Origin of the sequence: Pseudomonas mandelii, from assembly GCF_024138395.1 — a bacterium.
Taxonomy (GTDB): domain Bacteria; phylum Pseudomonadota; class Gammaproteobacteria; order Pseudomonadales; family Pseudomonadaceae; genus Aquipseudomonas; species Aquipseudomonas mandelii_E.
On sequence record NZ_JAMYDU010000003.1, the window covers coordinates 286,221 to 307,323 of the forward strand.

General features: G+C 58.8%; 18 protein-coding genes. 11 read left to right on the forward strand and 7 right to left on the reverse strand.

The features are described from left to right. Window positions 1–183: 183 nt before the first annotated feature. On the reverse strand, window positions 184–2,634 hold the full coding sequence (locus tag NHU87_RS07525) for a glycogen/starch/alpha-glucan phosphorylase (protein WP_253547069.1): 2,451 nt from the start codon (window positions 2,632–2,634) through the stop codon (window positions 184–186). Between the two features lie 259 nt (window positions 2,635–2,893). Between NHU87_RS07525 and NHU87_RS07530 the strand changes: the two genes are divergently transcribed. Next, window positions 2,894–3,334, forward strand: a complete 441-nt coding sequence (locus tag NHU87_RS07530) for a YkgJ family cysteine cluster protein (protein WP_237883772.1) — start codon at window positions 2,894–2,896, stop codon at window positions 3,332–3,334. A gap of 233 nt (window positions 3,335–3,567) precedes the next feature. On the opposite strand, the gene typA is transcribed toward NHU87_RS07530, so the two are convergent. Beyond that, entirely contained in the window at window positions 3,568–5,388 is a 1,821-nt protein-coding gene (typA, locus tag NHU87_RS07535; RefSeq protein WP_007907857.1) for a translational GTPase TypA, read from the reverse strand. Window positions 5,389–5,527: 139 nt separating this feature from the next. Next, complete coding sequence (thiI, locus tag NHU87_RS07540) at window positions 5,528–6,982, reverse strand: tRNA uracil 4-sulfurtransferase ThiI (protein WP_008005335.1); 1,455 nt, start codon at window positions 6,980–6,982, stop codon at window positions 5,528–5,530. Window positions 6,983–7,312: 330 nt separating this feature from the next. Between thiI and glnA the strand changes: the two genes are divergently transcribed. The 6 genes from glnA to ntrC all read left to right on the forward strand — a co-directional run bounded on the left by glnA (window position 7,313) and on the right by ntrC (window position 13,583). Continuing rightward, window positions 7,313–8,719, forward strand: a complete 1,407-nt coding sequence (glnA, locus tag NHU87_RS07545; RefSeq protein WP_007907861.1) for a glutamate--ammonia ligase — start codon at window positions 7,313–7,315, stop codon at window positions 8,717–8,719. A gap of 134 nt (window positions 8,720–8,853) precedes the next feature. Beyond that, window positions 8,854–9,402 (forward strand): chorismate mutase, encoded by a 549-nt coding sequence (locus NHU87_RS07550; RefSeq protein ID WP_253547071.1) that lies wholly within the window; start codon window positions 8,854–8,856, stop codon window positions 9,400–9,402. 101 nt (window positions 9,403–9,503) lie between these two features. Further along, on the forward strand, window positions 9,504–10,019 hold the full coding sequence (locus tag NHU87_RS07555) for a DUF4124 domain-containing protein (RefSeq protein ID WP_253547073.1): 516 nt from the start codon (window positions 9,504–9,506) through the stop codon (window positions 10,017–10,019). Continuing rightward, window positions 10,016–10,621: a DUF4124 domain-containing protein gene (locus NHU87_RS07560; RefSeq protein ID WP_253547075.1), complete on the forward strand. Its 606-nt coding sequence runs from the start codon at window positions 10,016–10,018 to the stop codon at window positions 10,619–10,621. The genes NHU87_RS07555 and NHU87_RS07560 overlap by 4 nt, the downstream gene beginning before the upstream one ends. A gap of 443 nt (window positions 10,622–11,064) precedes the next feature. Continuing rightward, window positions 11,065–12,150, forward strand: a complete 1,086-nt coding sequence (gene glnL, locus NHU87_RS07565) for a nitrogen regulation protein NR(II) (RefSeq protein ID WP_038978561.1) — start codon at window positions 11,065–11,067, stop codon at window positions 12,148–12,150. Continuing rightward, entirely contained in the window at window positions 12,147–13,583 is a 1,437-nt protein-coding gene (ntrC, locus tag NHU87_RS07570) for a nitrogen regulation protein NR(I) (protein ID WP_253547077.1), read from the forward strand. The genes glnL and ntrC overlap by 4 nt, the downstream gene beginning before the upstream one ends. Window positions 13,584–14,198: 615 nt before the next feature. Here ntrC and NHU87_RS07575 read toward each other — a convergent pair. Continuing rightward, the gene (locus NHU87_RS07575) at window positions 14,199–14,639 is read right to left on the reverse strand and encodes a hypothetical protein (protein WP_253547079.1); all 441 of its coding nucleotides are present in this window, start codon (window positions 14,637–14,639) and stop codon (window positions 14,199–14,201) included. On the opposite strand from NHU87_RS07575, the gene NHU87_RS07580 reads away from it, so the two are divergent. Further along, window positions 14,638–15,093 (forward strand): tRNA (cytidine(34)-2'-O)-methyltransferase, encoded by a 456-nt coding sequence (locus NHU87_RS07580; protein ID WP_008068783.1) that lies wholly within the window; start codon window positions 14,638–14,640, stop codon window positions 15,091–15,093. The genes NHU87_RS07575 and NHU87_RS07580 overlap by 2 nt on opposite strands. Before the next feature lie 221 nt (window positions 15,094–15,314). Here the strand turns inward: NHU87_RS07580 and secB are convergent, their stop codons facing one another. From secB to NHU87_RS07595, 3 genes are read right to left on the reverse strand one after another with little or no spacing between them, the layout of a single operon-like run. Next, window positions 15,315–15,800, reverse strand: a complete 486-nt coding sequence (secB, locus tag NHU87_RS07585) for a protein-export chaperone SecB (protein ID WP_007897410.1) — start codon at window positions 15,798–15,800, stop codon at window positions 15,315–15,317. A 55-nt stretch (window positions 15,801–15,855) separates the two neighbouring features. After that, window positions 15,856–16,110 (reverse strand): glutaredoxin 3, encoded by a 255-nt coding sequence (gene grxC, locus NHU87_RS07590; RefSeq protein ID WP_253547081.1) that lies wholly within the window; start codon window positions 16,108–16,110, stop codon window positions 15,856–15,858. Window position 16,111: 1 nt separating this feature from the next. Further along, window positions 16,112–16,525 carry a rhodanese-like domain-containing protein gene (locus tag NHU87_RS07595; protein WP_253547083.1) on the reverse strand — a complete coding sequence of 138 codons (414 nt, stop codon included), beginning with the start codon at window positions 16,523–16,525 and terminating at the stop codon, window positions 16,112–16,114. A gap of 152 nt (window positions 16,526–16,677) precedes the next feature. On the opposite strand from NHU87_RS07595, the gene gpmI reads away from it, so the two are divergent. The 3 genes from gpmI (at window position 16,678) to NHU87_RS07610 (ending at window position 21,103) form a co-directional block, all read left to right on the forward strand. Next, complete coding sequence (gene gpmI / locus NHU87_RS07600) at window positions 16,678–18,207, forward strand: 2,3-bisphosphoglycerate-independent phosphoglycerate mutase (protein WP_253547085.1); 1,530 nt, start codon at window positions 16,678–16,680, stop codon at window positions 18,205–18,207. Between the two features lie 252 nt (window positions 18,208–18,459). Next, window positions 18,460–19,752, forward strand: a complete 1,293-nt coding sequence (locus NHU87_RS07605) for a murein hydrolase activator EnvC family protein (protein ID WP_253547087.1) — start codon at window positions 18,460–18,462, stop codon at window positions 19,750–19,752. Between the two features lie 31 nt (window positions 19,753–19,783). Then, window positions 19,784–21,103 (forward strand): S41 family peptidase, encoded by a 1,320-nt coding sequence (locus NHU87_RS07610; RefSeq protein ID WP_253547089.1) that lies wholly within the window; start codon window positions 19,784–19,786, stop codon window positions 21,101–21,103.

Genomic DNA, 21,103 nt, shown 5'->3' on the forward strand with positions numbered 1-21,103 from the left:
CGATATCCCTAAGCGCATTGGCCAATCCAGAAAGATTAGCGCAGCCCGTACAGCAAAGATCGCAGCCTTCGGCAGCTCCTACAACGACCGCGTTCACCACAATGTTAGGTGAACGCTGACCGTAGGAGCTGCCGAAGGCTGCGATCTTTTCCGGCGCGCCAGTATATCGAGCCGGTCGAAGACTTACTCCAATGCTTTCCAGATATCCGTGGCGTACTCGCGAATGGTCCTGTCGGATGAGAACCAGCCCATCCGCGCGCTGCTCAATACCGCCGAGCGCCACCACTCTTTGGAGTCGTGCCAATGAGCCTCGACGCGTATCTGAGCGTTCCAGTAAGCGTCGAAATCGGCGCAGACCAGGAAGCGGTCATAGTCCACCAGCGAATCGATCAGCGTGGTATAGCGGGACAGATCGTCCGGTGAGAACACCCCGCCGCGAATCGCTTGCAACACATCGTTGAGTCGATGGGAAGCGGCAATGTCCGGTGCCGCGTTGAACTCATGGTTGGACTTGCGCGCCTCCACTTGCTCGGCGCTAAGGCCGAAGATGAACATGTGTTCGACACCAATGCGCTCGCTCATCTCCACGTTGGCCCCATCCAGCGTGCCGATGGTCAGCGCGCCGTTGAGGCCGAACTTCATGTTGCTGGTGCCTGAGGCTTCGAAGCCGGCGGTGGAGATCTGTTCCGACAAATCCGCCGCCGGAATGATGCTTTCGGCCAGGCTGACGTTGTAGTTGGGCAAGAACACCACTTTGAGCAAACCACGCACGGTCGGGTCATTGTTGACCACCCGGGCGATGTCGTTGGTCAGTTTGATGATCAACTTGGCCTGGTGATAACTGGCCGCCGCTTTGCCAGCGAAGATTTTCACCCGCGGCACCCAGTCGATTTCCGGTTCGGCACGAATCGCCTGGTACAGCGCGACGGTGTGCAGCAGGTTGAGCAACTGACGCTTGTATTCGTGGATCCGTTTGACCTGTACGTCGAACATCGCCGCCGGATTGATCGCGATCCCCAACCGTTCATGAATCAGGTACGCCAGGGCTTTTTTACTGTGCAGCCGCTGCTCGGCGAACTGTTTACGGAATGCAGGTTTCTCGGCGAATGGTTCCAGCCCTATCAGGCGCTCTTCGGGGTTATCCAGCAGATCCGGGCCGAGGGCGTCGACCATCATCGAGGTCAGCCCGGGGTTGGCCTGATAGAGCCAGCGGCGGAAGGTGATGCCGTTGGTCTTGTTGTTGATCCGCTCCGGATAGAGTTTATGCAACTCGGAAAACACCGTGCTGCGCATCAGCTGCGTGTGCAGGCCGGACACGCCGTTGACGCTATGAGAACCAAGGAATGCCAGGTTGCCCATGCGCACGCGACGACCGTTGTCCTCCTCGATCAGCGACACTGCACGCAACACGTCGAAATCGTGAACACCCTTGGCCCGCAATGAGTCGATGTGCTGGGCGTTGATCAAATAAATGATCTGCATGTGCCGTGGCAGCATCCGCTCCATCAAACCGACCGGCCAGGTTTCCAGCGCCTCCGGCAACAGCGTGTGGTTGGTGTACGACAGCGTGTCGACCGTAACTTGCCAAGCCGCATCCCACGCCACGTCATAAACGTCGACCAACTGACGCATCAACTCGGCCACGGCGATCGAGGGGTGAGTATCGTTGAGTTGAATCGCCGCGTGGTCGCCCAGGGTCAGCACCGAGGTGTGCATGTTGCGATGGCGGCGCAGCAAATCCTGCAGGGACGCGGCAACGAAGAAGTATTCCTGACGCAGGCGCAGTTCCTGGCCGGCATCGGTGCTGTCCGCCGGGTAGAGCACGCGGGAGATACTTTCGGCCCGGGCCACTTCGGCGACCGCGCCCAAGTGGTCGCCAGCGTTAAAGCGCTCCAGGTGCAAATCTTCCATGGCCCGGGCACGCCACAATCGCAGCGTGTTGACACTCGCGCCTTGCCAACCGACCACCGGGGTGTCATAGGCAATGGCCCGCACGGTTTCCGCCGGGGACCAGACTTGCCTGGATTTGCCGTTCTCATCGGTCACGGTTTCGACACTGCCGCCGAAACCGATCGGGTAGGCGACTTCTGGCCGTTCGAACTCCCACGGGTTACCGAAATCCAGCCAGTGTTCGGTCTGCTCCTGCTGCCAACCGTCAACGATGGCCTGGCGGAACAAACCGTGCTCGTAACGAATACCGTAACCATGGCCAGCGATGCCCAGGGTCGACATGCTTTCCAGGAAGCACGCCGCCAGACGCCCGAGGCCTCCGTTGCCCAATGCCGCATCGGGCTCCAGCAGACGTATGCGTTCGATGTCGACGCCAAGTTCGGTCATGGCTTCGCGGGCCACATCGAGCAGGCCGAGGTTGCTCAGGCTGTCGTAGAGCAAGCGGCCGATGAGGAATTCAAGGGAGAGGTAATAAACCCGTTTCTGGCCTTTGCGGTAGATCTGCCGGGTGTGGTCCATCCAGTGCTCGACCATGTGATCGCGCGCCGCCAGGGCGATGGCTTCGAACCAGTCGTGGTCGAAGGCGTGATCCGGGTCTTTGCCCACCGCGTAGGTAAGCTTGGTCAAGACGGCGTCGCGGAATGCGGCCACCTCTGCTTCGCGAACAAGTGGTTCTTGAGTCATCGATAGGACCTCGAGCGAGCGTGAAGTTGTCTGAGCCTAGTCGGTCTGACAGACCATTGAGACTCTGGTTCGGCAGTTTTCCCTGTTAGTGCGAGATAGATCGACATTACGTTGTCGCGTGCCAGAAACAATGCAGGGGCCGTGCCGGTCACAGGGGTTATTTTGCGCCCAGCGAAAAAATCTGGCGAAAGGTTGTTCAAAAATCCACCAGTCCCGGTATGATCCCGCGCCCTGATGCACACGCTGGTAACAACCGATGATGAAGCCCAACCTGATCGCCGCCGCGGAGATTGATCGCCTCGATACCTGGGCCAAGTACTCTGCCCCGATGTGCGGTTCCTGCGTGTCCAGCTGCTGCACCTTGCCGGTCGAGGTCAAGATCAAGGATCTGATCCGTATCGGCATCGTCGATGAGTTCGAGCGTGGCGATCCGCCGAAGAACATCGCCAAGCGTTTGCAGAAGGAAGGGATCGTCGAGCGCTACAACCAGAAGTCCGAGATCTTCACCCTTCAGCGCATGAGCAACAACGATTGCCTGTACCTGGATCGCAAGAGCCGTCTGTGCACTATTTATGATAAGCGCCCGGATACCTGCCGCAACCACCCGAAGATCGGACCGCGGCCGGGGTACTGCGCGTACAAGCCCAAAGAAGTGGTGCGCGAGAGCAGCAATAGCCGTCGCACTCTGGAAAAATTTTAAAGACGCCTCAATCCCCGTAGCAGCTGTCGAGCCCTAGCGAGGCTGCGTTCGGCTGCAGAGCAGCCGCAGTCCGGGGAATAAGGTCGAAATGATGCACCGCAGCGTTTGATTTCACGACTGCTGCGCAGCCGAACGCAGCCTCGCAGGCTCGGCAGCTGCTACAGCCAGACAAACAAAAACGCCCCCGACCTTGCGGTCGGGGGCGTTTCTTTAAGCGCTAACTAAGTCGAAACTCAGTTACCAGCTTTCTTGGCAGCGCGGGTACGCTCGCTTTCGCCCAGGATCTTCTTGCGAAGACGGATGGACTTAGGAGTGACTTCGCACAATTCGTCTTCTTGAACGAATTCCAGAGCCTGCTCCAGAGTGAAGCGGATAGGCGGAACCAGAGCGATGGTTTCGTCTTTACCCGAAGCACGCATGTTGTCGAGCTTCTTGCCTTTGGTTGGGTTGACGCCCAGGTCGTTGTCGCGGCTGTTGATGCCGACGATTTGACCTTCGTACACGTCTTCACCGTGACCCAGGAACAGTTTGCCGCGAGCTTGCAGGGTTTCCAGCGAGTAAGTCAGAGCCTTACCGGTAGCAACCGAAACCAGCACGCCGTTCTGACGGCCGGACATGTCGCCGGACTTCATCACGTCGTAACGGTCGAAGATCGAGGTCAGGATGCCTGCACCGGAGGTCAGGGTCAGGAACTCGTTACGGAAACCGATCAAGCCACGAGCGGGGATGTTGTACTCAAGGCGCACACGGCCCTTGCCATCCGGAACCATGTTGGTCAGGTCGCCTTTACGGATACCGATCTGTTCCATGATCGAACCTTGCGATTCTTCTGGCAGGTCGATGGTCACGTTTTCGTACGGTTCGTGCTTGACGCCGTCAACCATGCGGATGATTACTTCCGGACGACCAACACCCATTTCGAAGCCTTCGCGACGCATGGTTTCGATCAGTACCGAGAGGTGCAGCTCACCACGGCCGGAGACTTTGAACTTGTCGGCGGTGTCGCCTTCTTCGACGCGCAGAGCAACGTTGTAGAGCAGTTCTTTGTCCAGACGTTCCTTGATGTTACGGCTGGTGACGAACTTGCCTTCTTTACCGCAGAAAGGCGAGTCGTTTACCTGGAAGGTCATGGAAACGGTTGGCTCGTCAACGGTCAGCGGCTTCATCGCTTCGACGTTCAGTGGGTCGCACAGAGTGTCGGAGATGAACAACTGGTCGAAGCCGCTGATGCAGACGATGTCGCCGGCAGCTGCTTCTTCAACGTCGATGCGGTGCAAGCCGTGGTGACCCATCAGCTTCAGGATACGACCGTTACGCTTCTTGCCGTCGGCGTCGATAGCGACAACCGGAGTGTTCGGCTTGATGCGACCACGAGCGATACGGCCTACGCCGATAACACCCAGGAAGCTGTTGTAGTCCAGAGCGGAGATTTGCATCTGGAACGGACCGTCACGGTCGACTTTCGGCGCAGGTACGTTGTCGACGATCGACTGGTACAGCGGAGTCATGTCTTCAGCCATGTCGGTGTGTTCCAGACCGGCAATGCCGTTCAGGGCCGAGGCGTAGACGACTTTGAAGTCCAGCTGTTCTTCGGTGGCACCGAGGTTGTCGAACAGGTCGAAGATCTGATCCAGAACCCAGTCCGGACGCGCGCCTGGACGGTCAACCTTGTTGATCACCACGATTGGACGCAGGCCGGCTTCGAAAGCCTTCTTGGTCACGAAACGGGTTTGCGGCATAGGGCCGTCTTGAGCGTCAACCAGCAGCAGAACGGAGTCAACCATCGACATTACGCGTTCAACTTCGCCGCCGAAGTCGGCGTGGCCCGGGGTGTCCACGATGTTGATGTGGTAGCCGTTCCAGTTGATGGCGGTGTTTTTCGCCAGAATGGTAATACCGCGCTCTTTCTCCTGGTCGTTGGAGTCCATCACGCGCTCGTCGTTGAGCTCGTTGCGCTCCAGGGTGCCGGATTGACGCAAGAGTTTGTCTACCAGGGTGGTTTTACCATGGTCAACGTGAGCAATGATGGCGATGTTGCGTAGATTTTCGATCACTTGTGTATCTCGATCAGAGGATTCGGTGTGCTGACAAGTCTTGGCAGCGATTTACAGTAGAGTCAGGCCTTGCCGTTACAGCTTGACGGCGGCGTCGGGGGGCCGGTGACGCAGGCCACAGGCAAACAGCCCCGGGCACTTAGCTCGGTCGATAAACGCGCACATTGGCATGCCCCTCACTGAGCAAATGGTGGGCATGCAGGCGACTCATCACGCCTTTGTCGCAATACAACAGGTACTGGCGAGTAGGGTCCAGTTCCTTGAAACGAGCGTTCAATGCATAAAACGGCATTGTCTGCACCTCAATGCCAGCGAGTTCCAGCGGCTCGTCTTCAGCGGCATCCGGGTGACGGATGTCGATGATGATCTGGCCCGCCAGTGCTTCGCTGACTTCTTCGATCTGCAAATCCTGGCCCAATTCGTCGATCACGCGATCGATCGGCACCAGTTTGGCGTTCTCGAGCGCACGCTCGAGCACCGCCATGTCGAATTCTTTCTCTTCATGCTCCACGCGTGGACGCTTGGCGTGGGTCTTTGGGTTCACCGAGATGACCCCGCAGTATTCCGGCATGTGCTTGGCGAAATCGGCAGTGCCGATTTCGTTGGCCAGGTCGATGATGTCCTGCTTGTGACTGGCGATCAGCGGGCGCAAGACCAGCTTGTCAGTCACGCAGTCGATCACGGACAGGTTCGGCAACGTCTGGCTCGACACCTGGGAAATCGCTTCGCCGGTGACCAGCGCTTCGATCTCCAGCCGATCGGCAATACGGGAAGCAGCGCGCAACATCATACGCTTCAAAACTACACCCATATGACTGTTATCGACTTTCCCGAGAATTTCTCCCAGTACTTCCTCGAACGGCACACTGACAAATAACACGCGTTGGGAGCTGCCGTACTTCTTCCAGATGAAGTGCGCGACTTCCATGACGCCCAGTTCGTGGGCACGTCCGCCCAGATTGAAGAAGCAGAAATGGCTCATCAACCCGCGGCGCATGATCTGGTAGGCGGCGACGGTGGAATCGAAGCCACCGGACATCAGTACAAGCGTCTGCTCCAGAGCACCCAGCGGATAACCGCCGATGCTGTTGTGCTGGCTGTGGATCACGAACAACCGTTTGTCGCGAATTTCGATGCGAACTTCGATTTCAGGCTCTTTGAGCGAGATTCCGGCGGCGCCGCACTGACGACGCAGTTGGCTGCCGACGTATTTCTCGACGTCCATGGAGCTGAATTCGTGCTTCCCGGCACGCTTGCAGCGCACCGAAAAAATCTTCCCGGCCAGGGCATCACCGAAATGCTGTTTGCACTTGGCGACGATGTCGTCGAAGTCGCCCAACGGGTATTCATCGACCTGCAGGAAATGCGCGATGCCCGGCATGCAGCTCAGGCGCTCGGTCATCTCCTTCAGGGCTTTCGGCTCGCTGACGCGGGTTTCCAGCTCGAGATTGTCCCACACACCATTCACCACCACAGCCGGATCCAGATCGCGGAGCACGGTACGGATGTTTTTGGCCAACTGGCGGATGAAACGCATCCGTACCGGGCGGCTCTTGATGGTGATCTCGGGGAAGACTTTTACGATTAGTTTCATGAAAACAGCGCGCGCTGGGCCAGCCGAAAAAGGGGGGCGCGGATTATAGCGGAAATTGCTCAAGGTTTAACCAGTTAATGTGCAGAAGGTTTTACGCGCACCAAAACAGGTCATTTATGGATTTCAACGCTACATTACAGGGCGAGGTTTGGCGCTTTTCGAGGCTTTGCACCTTTATAAGCGTGATATTGGGGCAAAAAACCCATGGTGGGGCACTGGCATGCAATTTGCTCCCTTGTGAGGCAGGTTGCCTTGGCAGAGTATTCGCGCCGGCATCACCCACATTCTAAGGGCATCCACTACTAAGCCCGAAGCCACCCGGAGGACACTATGTCGAAGTCGGTTCAACTCATCAAAGATCATGACGTCAAGTGGATTGATCTGCGCTTCACGGACACCAAAGGCACTCAGCACCACGTGACCATGCCGGCTCGCGATGGGCTGGATGAAGCTTTCTTCGAAGAAGGCAAAATGTTCGACGGTTCCTCCATCGCTGGCTGGAAAGGCATCGAAGCTTCCGACATGATCCTGATGCCGGACGACAGCACTGCCGTTCTCGACCCGTTCACCGAAGAGCCGACCCTGATCCTGGTTTGCGACGTGATCGAGCCTTCGACCATGCAAGGCTACGACCGTGACCCACGCGCGATCGCCAAGCGTGCCGAGGAATACCTGAAGTCGACCGGTATCGGCGACACCGTATTCGTGGGTCCAGAGCCTGAATTCTTCATCTTCGACGAAGTGAAGTTCAAGTCCGACATCTCCGGTTCGATGTTCAAAATCTTCTCCGAACAAGGTTCGTGGATGTCCGACCAGGACGTGGAAGGCGGCAACAAAGGCCACCGTCCAGGCGTCAAAGGCGGCTACTTCCCGGTTCCGCCGTTCGACCACGACCACGAAATCCGTACCTCCATGTGCAACGCCATGGAAGAAATGGGCCTGGTCATCGAAGTTCACCACCACGAAGTGGCGACTGCCGGTCAGAACGAAATCGGCGTGAAGTTCAACACCCTGGTTGCCAAGGCTGACGAAGTTCAAACCCTGAAGTACTGCGTACACAACGTTGCTGACGCATATGGCCGCACCGCGACCTTCATGCCTAAGCCTCTGTACGGCGACAACGGTTCGGGCATGCACGTTCACCTGTCCATCGCCAAAGATGGCAAGAACACCTTCGCTGGCGAAGGCTATGCCGGCCTGTCCGATACCGCCCTGTACTTCATCGGCGGCATCATCAAGCACGGTAAGGCGCTGAACGGCTTCACCAACCCGTCGACCAACTCCTACAAGCGTCTGGTCCCAGGTTTCGAAGCTCCAGTGATGCTGGCTTACTCGGCTCGTAACCGTTCGGCTTCGATCCGTATTCCTTACGTGTCCAGCCCTCGCGCTCGCCGTATCGAAGCTCGCTTCCCGGATCCGGCAGCTAACCCGTACCTGGGCTTCGCTGCACTGTTGATGGCTGGCCTGGACGGCATCCAGAACAAGATCCACCCTGGCGACGCAGCTGACAAAAACCTGTACGACCTGCCGCCTGAAGAGGCGAAAGAGATCCCACAAGTTTGCGGCAGCCTGAAAGAAGCCCTGGAAGAGCTGGACAAAGGTCGTGCGTTCCTGACCAAAGGCGGCGTTTTCAGCGACGACTTCATCGACGCTTACATCGCCCTGAAAAGCGAAGAAGAAATCAAGGTTCGTACCTTCGTACACCCACTGGAATATGAGCTGTACTACAGCTGCTGATCCGGTAGCGCCGCGCTACGCGGCGTGACAAAAGAGAGGCCTCCTTCGGGAGGCCTTTTTTATGGGCGACTGTCTGTCATCAGATGCCCGGTTGCGTGCATCATGGCCTTCATCCGATAAAGCCGAGATGCCCCATGCGCCTACGCCCATGCCTTGCCCTGCTCACAGCCCTGCTGACCAACAGCGCTTTTGCCAGCCCGGCACCTGCCGCCCTCGCCCCGCTGCTTGGCACCATCGAAGAACGCCTGGCAATTGCCGATCAGGTCGCGCTGAGCAAATGGGACAGCGGCAAACCGGTCGAAGACCGTCAGCGCGAGCGCGAAGTCATTGCTGGCGCTGTCGCCCTGGCACCCGCCTATAAACTGAGCAACGAAGCCGTCGAACAATTTTTCTCGGCGCAGATCGAGGCCAACAAACTGGTGCAATACGCGCACCTGTCTGACTGGCATGCGCAAGGCAAGGCGCCCAACGATCCTCGCCCCGATCTCGTCGGGCAGATCCGCCCACAACTTGATCAGTTACAAAAACGCCTGCTGCAACAACTGGCCGATTTCAGCCCTTATCGCAACGACCCGCAGTGCCCGTCCTGGCTGGCCAAGGCCAATAAAACCGGTGACCATGCGCCATTGCGCGAGCTTGCCCAGGTACGCGCCAGCGCCGAGTTGTGCAGCGCCAGCCGTTGAGCCGACCTGCCGATATGCGCTGAAGTGCTCTATGCTCAGCGCTTAGTCGCCATGAACGGAACAGGGCCGGACACTTGCCCGACGGCCAATGGAAGCCTGCAATGCGCTCATTGTTGTTATGCCTGCTTGTGCTGATCGCCCTGCCCGCCGCCGCGCAGATCTACAAGTACACCGACGCCAACGGCAACACCGCCTACAGCAATCAACCACCCGATGGCGTAAAGGCTCAGCCGGTGGAGCTGCCACCGCTCAACAGCGTCGAGATTCAACCGCCGCGCGAGCCTGTAGCGCCTGCGCAATCCAGTAGCCGTGAACAGCCCAACAGCGCCTATCAAGTGCTGGAGCTGACCGGGCTGCCCACCGAAGAAGCCTTGCGCGCCAACAACGGCACGTTCACGGTTGGCGTATTGATCCAGCCGCGCCTGCAAGGCTCTCATCGATTGCGGCTGTTACTGGACGATCAACCCTACGGTCAATTGAGCAACGTCCCGATTCTGCAACTGGTGAACATCGACCGTGGCAAACATCGCCTCGCAGTTCAGGTGATCGATGGGCAAAACGTCGTGCAGCAGAGCCCCACCGTGACTTTCACCGTGCAACGGGTGCATAAGCCTTGAGGTTCTGGCTGTTGGTCGCGTGCCTGATCAGCCTGCCGGCAATGGCCGAGGTTTTCACCTACATCGACGCCCAGGGCAATCGGGTCTTCACTGATCAGCCGGGCACCCGTAATGCCAAGCGTGTACCACTGGCGACCAGCAATCGAATGTCGGCCAACCCGAGCGGCGCCGCACCAATGACAGCCACGAAAACCAAACCACTGTTTCATTACGACATGCTTCGTGTGCTGGTGCCGGACCCGGATGCCACGATCCGTAGCACTGCCGGTGAATTGATCGTCAGCGTTACCAGCGAACCCGGCTTGCAACAGGGTCATCGCTATCGTCTGCTGCTGGATGGCCAACCCACCGCCGAGCCTGGCCCGAGTCCGGTGTTCGCCCTGAGCAACATCGACCGCGGAAGCCATCACCTGTCGGTGGAAATCCTCGACGAACAGGGCCGTACCGTCGAACGCACGGCCAATCAACCGTTCCACATGCAGCGCATTTCCCTCGCGCAGAAGCGTCAGGTCAAACCCTGCATCCTCACCGACTACGGCCAACGACCGGAATGCCCCCTCAAAGACAAACCCGAAGAAGAACAAAGCTTCTTCTGGCGCTGATGCCGGTCAGTTAAGCAATCTCAGCCGAGCTCTTTGTAGCAGCTGCCGAGCCCGCGAGGCTGCGTTCGGCTGCGCAGCAGTCGTAAAATCAGAAACTGCGGTGCGTCAGGCAGACCGCATTAGCCGGATTCACGACTGCTTCGCAGCCGAACGCAGCCTCGCAGGCTCGGCAGCTGCTACGGGCTGACCTTACCTCCCCTGCGCGTCTTTTTACTTCGTTCAGGTTTGCGCACTATATTGGTGCAATAGAGTGCACAGTACTCACATCCCAGCCCATTTTGGTTCGAAAGTACCCGCGAAAGCTGGCAGAACGCTACGCAAACGAGCGTCAAACGCCTGTTTCAGGCTCTAAACGCTTCTTTTCGGAGCCTTGGTTTGGTTTTTGCATTTTCCTCGTATCGGCGCGTTATTCATGCGCATGCCCTGCTCCAAAAGAGGTCCTGATGACCATTAGCGACGCACTACACCGCCTGCTACTCGACAACCTGACCACCGCCACCATTCTGCTCGACGCCGAACTGCGCCTTGAGTACATGAACCCGGCGGCGGAGATGCTGCTGGCCATCAGCGGCCAGCGTAGCCATGGCCAGTTCATCAGTGAGTTGTTCACCGAATCCACCGAGGCGCTGAACTCCCTGCGCCAGGCAGTCGAGCAGGCGCACCCGTTCACCAAGCGCGAAGCGATGCTCACCGCCCTCACTGGCCAGACCCTGACCGTCGACTACGCCGTGACACCGATCCTGAGCAATGGCGCTACGCTGCTGCTGCTGGAGGTTCACCCGCGTGACCGCTTATTGCGGATCACCAAGGAAGAGGCACAGCTGTCAAAACAAGAAACCAGCAAGATGCTGGTACGCGGCCTCGCCCACGAGATCAAAAACCCGCTGGGCGGGATTCGCGGCGCGGCTCAGTTGCTCGCCCGTGAATTGCCGGAAGAAAGCCTGCGCGATTACACCAACGTCATCATTGAAGAAGCCGATCGTCTGCGCAATCTGGTGGATCGCATGCTCGGCTCCAACAAATTGCCGTCACTGGCCATGTGCAACGTCCATGAAGTGCTGGAACGCGTGGGTCAGTTGGTGGAAGCCGAAAGCCAGGGCTGCATCACTTTGGTGCGCGACTACGACCCAAGCATTCCGGATGTCTTGATTGATCGTGAACAGATGATTCAGGCCGTCCTGAACATCGTGCGCAACGCGATGCAGGCCATCAGCAGCCAGAACGAGCTGCGCCTTGGCCGTATCAGCTTGCGGACCCGCGCCATGCGCCAGTTCACCATCGGCCACGTGCGCCATCGCCTGGTGACCAAGATCGAAATCATCGACAACGGTCCGGGGATCCCCGCCGAGCTACAAGAAACCATTTTCTTCCCCATGGTCAGCGGTCGCCCGGACGGTACCGGGCTCGGCTTGGCCATTACCCAGAACATCATCAGCCAGCACCAGGGCCTGATCGAATGTGACAGCCATCCAGGCCACACCACGTTCTCGATCTTTCTGCCACTGGAACAAGGAGCCACATCGACATGAGCCGTAGTGAAACCGTGTGGATCGTCGATGACGACCGTTCTATCCGTTGGGTCCTGGAAAAAGCCTTGCAGCAGGAAGGCATGACCACGCAAAGCTTCGACAGCGCCGATGGCGTGATGAGCCGCCTGGCGCGCCAGCAGCCGGACGTGATCATCTCCGACATCCGCATGCCGGGTGCCAGCGGTCTGGACCTTCTGGCACGGATTCGCGAACAACACCCACGGCTGCCGGTGATCATCATGACCGCGCACTCCGATCTGGACAGCGCTGTCGCGTCCTATCAGGGCGGCGCGTTCGAATACCTGCCCAAGCCGTTCGATGTCGACGAAGCAGTGTCGCTGGTCAAACGCGCCAACCAGCACGCTCAGGAACAGCAAGGCCTGGAGGTCCCGGTCGCCTTGACCCGCACCCCGGAAATCATCGGCGAAGCACCGGCGATGCAGGAAGTGTTTCGCGCCATCGGGCGCTTGAGCCACTCCAACATCACCGTGCTGATCAACGGCGAATCGGGTACCGGTAAAGAACTGGTGGCCCATGCCCTGCACCGTCACAGCCCACGGGCAGCCTCGCCGTTTATTGCGCTGAACATGGCGGCGATCCCCAAGGATCTGATGGAGTCCGAACTGTTCGGCCATGAAAAAGGCGCATTCACCGGCGCGGCCAACCTGCGTCGTGGGCGTTTTGAACAGGCTGACGGCGGCACACTGTTTCTCGATGAAATCGGTGACATGCCGGCGGACACTCAGACTCGCTTGCTGCGGGTATTGGCGGACGGTGAATTTTACCGCGTAGGCGGCCATGTGCCGGTGAAGGTCGATGTACGAATCATCGCCGCGACTCACCAGAATCTGGAAACCCTGGTGCATGCCGGTAAATTCCGTGAGGACTTGTTCCACCGCCTCAACGTGATCCGCATTCACATTCCACGGATGTCGGACCGTCGCGAAGACATCCCGACCCTGGCCAAGCACTTCCTCAGCCGCGCCGCGCAAGAACTGGCGGTGGAACCGAAGCTGCTGAAAAGCGAAACCGAGGAATACCTGAAGAACCTGCCATGGCCAGGCAACGTGCGTCAGCTAGAGAACACCTGTCGCTGGATCACGGTGATGGCTTCGGGTCGCGAAGTGCACATCAGTGATCTGCCGCCAGAGCTGCTGAGCCTGCCGCAAGATTCGGCGCCGGTGACCAACTGGGAGCAAGCGCTGCGTCAATGGGCTGATCAGGCGCTGGCTCGCGGTCAGTCGAGTCTGCTGGACAGTGCCGTGCCGACATTCGAACGGATCATGATCGAAACCGCCCTCAAACACACCGCCGGCCGCCGCCGCGACGCTGCCGTTTTGCTGGGTTGGGGTCGCAATACCTTGACGCGCAAGATCAAGGAATTGGGGATGAAGGTTGATGGTGGGGATGATGAGGAAGGGGATGAGGGTTAATCCCCTCACCTGATCGTTCCCACGCTCCCGCGTGGGAATGCCTCAGTGGACGCTATGCGTCCGCTTCGGCAGGGACGCGGAGCGTCCCGGGCTGCATTCCCACGCAGAGCGTGGGAATGATCAACAGGTCCAGTGTGAACCCCGAATGGTGGTCAACGCTGAACCTGTAGGAGCGAGGCTTGCCCGCGAAGCTTTTAGGGCCACCATGCACCGCCTAAATGCACCATGACCCGCAATCGCGCACAAAAGCCGATCCAAAACCCCGCCTCCATCTGCAAAAAAAACGTACCGCAGAAACACAGAAGCCCCTAATTACGGGGCTTCTAGCGATGCTCAGCGGCTTTTTGTTTCCACCTGTTAAAAACTGGCACGCACCCTGCAATAGTCCAATCAGTGATTCGATTCACTACCCAGTTTCGGGGACCTTGGTACAGGCAGGCCGGGGATTCCCCTCTTTACACCGGGCTCATACCGCTACTGCGACGAGCCCATCCCGTTTTGGGGTCCTTGGTACAGGCAGGCCGGGGATTCCCTCTTTACACCGGGCTCCCGCCGCAATGCGCGAGCCCTCCCGTTTTGGGAACCTTGGTACAGGCAGGCCGGGGATTCCCTCTTTTATTGTTCTCGGAGATGGATCTCCAGCCGCCAGCGGTCATCGACCTCGCTACCGGCCCACTCGCCCAGCAGCGGCCGAGCCGCCACCACCGTCAGCAACAATCCCCCATCACTCAACCGCGTTCGCCAGTTCACGTCTCTGCCGTTGAGCTTGAGCTGACCTTTTTGCGCCTTGCCTTCAGCCTCGAACAAAAGCGCCACGCTGCCGTCGACCAGCTCGCCGTGGGTTCTGGGTTCGTTGTTGAACCATACCACCAGCCCATCGCTCGTCACTTCGACTTGCTCTAAAACGCTGGGGTCGGGCGCGGTCAGGCGACCGATCATCAGGCCCACCATCAGCCCGACAATCGCCAGCGAAGCCATCACTCGCGGGAATAGTTTCGAACGAGGGTCCTTTGGCGGCGTAGAATGCCCGTCATCTTTACCTTCGGAGCCGTGCATGTTTCACGTCATCCTTTTTCAACCAGAAATTCCGCCGAATACCGGCAACGTTATCAGGCTGTGCGCCAACAGTGGCTGCCACCTGCATTTGATCGAACCGCTGGGCTTCGAGATGGACGACAAGCGTCTGCGCCGGGCCGGCCTCGATTACCATGAGTATGCCACCCTGCAACGCCACGCAGACCTCGCCAGCTGTCTGGAAAGCCTCGGCCATCCACGGCTGTTCGCCTTTACCACCAAGGGCTCGCGGCCATTTCATGACGCCAGTTTCGCCGAGGGCGATGCCTTCCTGTTCGGCCCCGAAAGCCGTGGCTTGCCGGCCGAAGTGCTCGACGCCCTGCCCAGCGAACAACGCCTGCGTTTGCCCATGCGCGAAGGCTGCCGCAGCCTGAACCTGTCCAACACCGTGGCCGTCGCCGTGTATGAAGGCTGGCGCCAGCTCGGGTTCAAGTAACCCGCAGACCTGATCGTTCCCACGCTCTGCGTGGGAATGCCTCAAGGGACGCTCCGCGTCCAGTGACGCGGAGCGTCACGGGCTGCATTCCCACGCAGAGCGTGGGAACGATCAAAATCAAAAGATCGCAGCCTTCGGCAGCTCCTACACGAAGGTTTCGTTTGCTCCATGAAAAAAGCGCCCGTTGAAGGCGCTTTTCTCATGGAGCAAACGAAGCTTCTTTATTGCACGGTTGGAGTCTCGCCAGCCGCCTGCATGCGTTGCAGCTCTTGTGCGTACAGTGCGTCGAAGTTCACCGGGGCCAGCATCAGGGCCGGGAACGAACCGCGGGTCACCAGGCTGTCCAGGGTTTCGCGAGCGTACGGGAACAAGATGTTCGGGCAGAACGCGCCGAGGGTGTGGCTCATCGAAGCATCGTCCAGGTTCTTGATCAGGAAGATCCCGGCCTGTTGCACTTCAGCGATGAACGCCACTTCTTCACCGTTTTTCACGGTAACCGACAGAGTCAGCACAACTTCGTGGAAGTCGCCTTCCAGAGCCTTCTGGCGAGTGTTCAGATCCAGACCGACGCTCGGCTCCCACTGCTGGCGAAAGATCGCCGGGCTTTTCGGGGCTTCGAAGGACAAGTCGCGTACGTAGATGCGCTGCAAGGAGAATTGCGGTGCGGTTTCTTCTTCGCTAGCTGCAGTGTTCTGTTGGTCAGTCATCTCAGATCCTTTCTGATCTCGGGTCTTGTAGGGTTGGCTATTTCAAGTAAGGCAGTCAGGCCTTGAGCATGGCGTCGAGCTTGCCGGCGCGCTCCAGGGCAAACAAATCATCACAGCCGCCAACGTGGGTGCTGCCGATCCAGATCTGTGGCACGGATGTTCGTCCGGCCTTCTGAGCCATTGCGGCACGCACCTGCGGCTTGCCATCGACCTTGATCTCTTCGAAGGCTACGCCTTTGTTCTCGAGCAGGTATTTGGCTCGCGAGCAATAAGGGCAGTAATCGCTGGAATAGACGACGACGTGGTTCATATCACTTCACCAGCGGCAGATTGTCGGCTTTCCAGCTGGAAATACCGCCGGACAGCTTGGCGGCGGTGAAGCCGGCTTTCATCAGCTCGCGGGCATGAGTGCCGGCAGTCTGGCCCATGGCGTCGACCAGGATAATGGTCTTGGCCTTGTGCTTTTCCAGTTCGCCGACGCGAGCGGTCAGTTTGTCGTGAGGAATGTTCAACGCGCCAACAATGTGACCAGCGGTGAAATCCTTGATCGGACGGATGTCGATCACCACGCCTGCGTCCTTGTTGACCAGCCCGGTCAGTTCACCGGTGCTCAGGCTGCGGCCGCCGCCCTGCATCTGATAAGCGATCAGCAACGCCAGCAGTACGACGAAGATACCGACAAGCAGATAGTGGTTGGTGGCAAATTGAATCAGGTTAGCAACCATCGAAGGAGGTTCCAGGGCGTTAAAATGTCGGCCAGTATACACAGCCACTATGGTGGGCCAAACCCCGTCCGGCGGTGACGGCATCGGAACTTCGCTTTAAACTGCCACTCCCTTTTCCATCGCCTTCTTTTACTCAGCCACGAGTGGAATCCATGACTACCACGCCTAAACCTTTGGTCCTGATTATTCTCGACGGCTTCGGTCACAGTGAAAGCCCTGAATCCAACGCCATCTTTGCGGCCAAAAAGCCCGTACTGGACCGCTTGTGGGCCACCGTGCCGAACGGCCTGATCTCGGGCAGCGGCATGGACGTCGGCTTGCCGGACGGCCAGATGGGCAACTCCGAAGTCGGTCACATGAACCTCGGCGCCGGCCGCGTGGTGTACCAGGACTTCACGCGTGTGACCAAAGCGATCCGCGACGGCGAGTTCTTCGAGAACCCGACCATCTGCGCTGCTGTGGATAAAGCCGTTGCTGCCGGCAAAGCCGTGCACTTCATGGGTCTGCTGTCCGATGGCGGTGTTCACAGCCACCAGGATCACCTGGTCGCCATGGCTGAGCTGGCCTACAAGCGCGGCGCCGAGAAAATTTACCTGCACGCCTTCCTTGATGGCCGCGATACGCCACCGAAAAGCGCCCAGTCGTCGATCGAGTTGCTGGACGCGACCTTCGAAGCCCTCGGCAAAGGCCGGATCGCCAGCATCATTGGCCGTTACTACGCCATGGACCGCGACAACCGTTGGGATCGCGTGTCCCAGGCCTACAACCTGATTGTCGATGGCAACAGCGAATTCAACGCCGCCACCGCACAGGAAGGCCTGCAAGCCGCCTACGAACGTGGCGAGAGCGACGAATTCGTCAAAGCCACCTCCATTGGCGAACCGGTGAAAGTCGAAGACGGCGACGCCGTAGTCTTCATGAACTTCCGCGCCGACCGCGCTCGCGAATTGACCCGCGTGTTCGTCGAAGACGATTTCAAGGAATTCGAACGCGCTCGCCAGCCTGCACTTGCCGGTTTCGTCATGCTGACCCAATACGCCGCCAGCATCCCCGCGCCGTCGGCCTTCGCCGCAAGCAGCCTGGACAACGTGCTGGGCGATTACCTGGCGAAAAACGGCAAGACGCAGCTGCGCATCGCCGAAACCGAGAAGTACGCCCACGTGACTTTCTTTTTCTCCGGCGGTCGCGAAGAACCGTTCCCGGGCGAAGAACGCATCCTGATCCCGTCGCCGAAAGTCGCCACCTATGACTTGCAGCCCGAGATGAGCGCTCCGGAAGTCACCGACCGCATCGTTGATGCCATTGAAAACCAGCGTTACGACGTGATCGTGGTCAACTACGCCAACGGCGACATGGTCGGCCACAGTGGCGTCTTCGATGCGGCCGTCAAAGCGGTTGAATGTCTGGACCTGTGCGTCGGCCGTATCGTCGATGCCCTGGAAAAAGTCGGCGGCGAAGCCCTGATTACCGCTGACCACGGCAACGTCGAGCAAATGTCCGACGCATCCACTGGCCAGGCGCATACCGCGCATACCACCGAGCCGGTGCCGTTCATTTATGTCGGCAAGCGTGACTTCAAGGTTCGCGACGGCGGCGTGCTGGCGGATGTCGCGCCGACCATGCTGATGTTGCTGGGGCTTGAGAAACCAGTGGAAATGACCGGGACTTCGATTCTGGTCTGATCAGATCCATCTGACGACGCCAAACCCTGTGGGAGCGGGCTTGCCCGCGATAGCAATCTGACAGCCAACCTCTATGTTGAATGTCAGGACGTCATCGCGGGCAAGCCCGCTCCCACAGTGGTTTGTGGAGTTTTCGAAATGGAATTCACCCTGTCGCTTACTCCAGTTATCACACAGCCCCAATTGGGCATTTTTTTTGCTGCGCTTGGCGGGCATACTAGGCCGTCCCTTTCCCTGGTGTCGCCCGCCTCTATGCTTCGCGTACTGATAGCCCTTGCCCTGACCTGCCTGCTTCAACCGGCCTTTGCCGACGAGCGCACGCAAACCCAACAACAGTTGGACGCCACGCGTCAGGACATTGCCGAGCTGAAAAAATTGCTGGGTAAACTCCAGGAAGAAAAATCCGGAGTGCAGAAAGACCTCAAGGGCACCGAAACCGAGATGGGCAAGCTCGAGAAGCAGGTCGAAGCCCTGCAAAAAGAGCTGAAGAAAAGCGAATCCGAGCTACAGCGACTCGATGCCGAGAAAAAAAAACTCCAGAGCGCGCGCATTGAACAGCAACGACTGATCGCCATTCAGGCCCGCGCGGCCTATCAGAATGGCCAACAGGAGTACCTCAAGTTGCTGCTCAACCAGCAGAATCCGGAAAAATTCGCGCGCACCCTCACCTATTACGACTACCTGAGCCAGGCTCGCCTGGAGCAGCTGAAGAGTTTCAACGAAACCCTGCGCCAACTGGCCAATGTCGAAAAAGACATCGCCATGCAGCAGGCGCAATTGCTGGTGCAGAAAAGCAGCCTCGACAGCCAGCGCGACGAACTCGACAAGGTCCGCAAGGAGCGCCAGCAAGTCCTGGCCAAACTCAGCGACGACGTGAAGGCCCGCGATCAGAAACTGGCGGCGCGCGAGCAGGATCAGGCGGATCTGTCTAAAGTCCTTAAAACCATTGAAGAAACCCTGGCCCGTCAGGCCCGAGAGGCAGAAGAGGCGCGGCAAAAAGCGCTGATCGCCCAGCAGGAAGCCGAAAAAAAGCGTTTACGTGAGGCTCAGGCTGAAGCAGATGCCACTGACGCCCCACGCAAAACCGTTAAATCGACACCCGGCGCACTGGTTTCAAGTTCAGGCGAAACCTTTGGCGGCCCCTTTGCTTCCACCCGAGGCAAACTTCCATGGCCGGTTAATGGTCGACTGCTGGCACGGTTCGGTGAAAGCCGTGGCGACGATGCCCGCACCAAATGGGACGGCGTGATGATCAGCGCCTCCGCCGGCAGCCAGGTGCATGCCGTTCACGGTGGCCGCGTGGTGTTTGCCGATTGGTTGCGAGGCGCCGGGTTGCTGGTGATCCTCGACCACGGCAACGGTTTTTTGAGTCTTTACGGTCACAACCAGACGCTGCTCAAGTCTGCGGGTGACGTGGTAAAAGCCGGTGAGTCCATCTCCACTGTCGGTAACAGTGGCGGGCAGGACACACCAGCACTGTATTTCGCTATTCGTCAGCAGGGTCACCCGAGTGATCCGGCGCAATGGTGTCGTGCGCAAGGATAAGCACGTTACCTAATTCAGGAGTTCGTTCGACATGCTGTATTTGTCCCGCCTTACCTCGCAGGCCCTGACGATTGCCCTGGTGATCGGCGCACCGTTGGCGTTTGCCGCTGAGCCTGCCCCGGCGATTGCACCTGCAGGCACCGCTGCGACCACCAAGGCGCCATTGCCGCTGGACGAGTTGCGCACCTTTGCCGAGGTCATGGACCGGATCAAGGCAGCCTATGTAGAACCTGTGGACGACAAGACCCTGCTGGAAAACGCCATTAAAGGCATGCTCAGCAACCTCGACCCGCACTCCGCATATCTGGGCCCGGAAGACTTCGCTGAATTGCAGGAAAGCACCAGCGGCGAATTCGGCGGCCTGGGCATCGAAGTCGGCGCCGAAGACGGTTTCATCAAAGTGGTTTCGCCCATCGATGACACTCCGGCCTCCAAGGCCGGCATTCAGGCCGGCGACTTCATCGTCAAGATCAATGGCCAGCCGACTCGCGGCCAGAGCATGACCGAAGCCGTGGACAAGATGCGCGGCAAGATCGGCCAGAAGATCACACTGACCCTGGTGCGCGACGGCGGTGCGCCGTTCGACGTGACCCTGGTCCGCGCCATCATTCAAGTGAAGAGCGTGAAGAGCCAGTTGCTGGAATCCGGCTACGGCTACATTCGCATCACCCAGTTCCAGGTCAAGACCGGCGAAGAGGTCTCCAAGGCCCTGGCCAAACTGCGCAAAGACAACGGCAAGAAGCTCAGCGGCATCGTCCTCGACCTGCGTAACAACCCGGGCGGCGTGCTGCAATCGGCGGTGGAAGTGGTCGACCATTTCATCACCAAGGGCCTGATCGTCTACACCAAGGGCCGTATCGCCAACTCCGAATTGCGCTTCTCCGCCACCGGTAAGGACGAAAGCGAAGCCGTGCCAATGGTCGTGCTGATCAACGGTGGCAGCGCCTCCGCCTCGGAAATTGTCGCAGGCGCCCTGCAGGATCAGAAACGCGCAGTGGTCATGGGCACCAACAGTTTCGGCAAAGGCTCGGTACAAACCGTGTTGCCGCTGAACAACGAACGCGCACTGAAAATCACCACAGCGTTGTACTACACACCGAATGGTCGCTCGATTCAGGCACAGGGTATCGTCCCGGACATCGAAGTGCGCAGGGCCAAGATCACCAACGAGCAGGACGGCGAATACTTCAAGGAAGCCGATCTGCAAGGTCACCTGGGCAATGGCAACGGCGGCGCCGACAAACCGACCGGTTCCGGCGGCAAAGCCAAGGCCATGCCGCAGGATGACGATTACCAGTTGGCCCAGGCCCTGAGCCTGCTCAAAGGACTGAGCATCACTTCTGGCCGCTGA

Bases quoted from the DNA above. Each gene is read 5' to 3' on its own strand.
- NHU87_RS07525 (WP_253547069.1), bottom strand. From the start codon at position 2,634: ATGACTCAAGAACCACTTGTTCGCGAAGCAGAGGTGGCCGCATTCCGC.
- NHU87_RS07530 (WP_237883772.1), top strand. From the start codon at position 2,894: ATGAAGCCCAACCTGATCGCCGCCGCGGAGATTGATCGCCTCGATACC.
- thiI (WP_008005335.1), bottom strand. From the start codon at position 6,982: ATGAAACTAATCGTAAAAGTCTTCCCCGAGATCACCATCAAGAGCCGC.
- glnA (WP_007907861.1), top strand. From the start codon at position 7,313: ATGTCGAAGTCGGTTCAACTCATCAAAGATCATGACGTCAAGTGGATT.
- NHU87_RS07550 (WP_253547071.1), top strand. From the start codon at position 8,854: ATGCGCCTACGCCCATGCCTTGCCCTGCTCACAGCCCTGCTGACCAAC.
- NHU87_RS07555 (WP_253547073.1), top strand. From the start codon at position 9,504: ATGCGCTCATTGTTGTTATGCCTGCTTGTGCTGATCGCCCTGCCCGCC.
- glnL (WP_038978561.1), top strand. From the start codon at position 11,065: ATGACCATTAGCGACGCACTACACCGCCTGCTACTCGACAACCTGACC.
- ntrC (WP_253547077.1), top strand. From the start codon at position 12,147: ATGAGCCGTAGTGAAACCGTGTGGATCGTCGATGACGACCGTTCTATC.
- NHU87_RS07580 (WP_008068783.1), top strand. From the start codon at position 14,638: ATGTTTCACGTCATCCTTTTTCAACCAGAAATTCCGCCGAATACCGGC.
- NHU87_RS07575 (WP_253547079.1), bottom strand. From the start codon at position 14,639: ATGCACGGCTCCGAAGGTAAAGATGACGGGCATTCTACGCCGCCAAAG.
- secB (WP_007897410.1), bottom strand. From the start codon at position 15,800: ATGACTGACCAACAGAACACTGCAGCTAGCGAAGAAGAAACCGCACCG.
- grxC (WP_253547081.1), bottom strand. From the start codon at position 16,110: ATGAACCACGTCGTCGTCTATTCCAGCGATTACTGCCCTTATTGCTCG.
- NHU87_RS07595 (WP_253547083.1), bottom strand. From the start codon at position 16,525: ATGGTTGCTAACCTGATTCAATTTGCCACCAACCACTATCTGCTTGTC.
- gpmI (WP_253547085.1), top strand. From the start codon at position 16,678: ATGACTACCACGCCTAAACCTTTGGTCCTGATTATTCTCGACGGCTTC.
- NHU87_RS07605 (WP_253547087.1), top strand. From the start codon at position 18,460: ATGCTTCGCGTACTGATAGCCCTTGCCCTGACCTGCCTGCTTCAACCG.
- NHU87_RS07610 (WP_253547089.1), top strand. From the start codon at position 19,784: ATGCTGTATTTGTCCCGCCTTACCTCGCAGGCCCTGACGATTGCCCTG.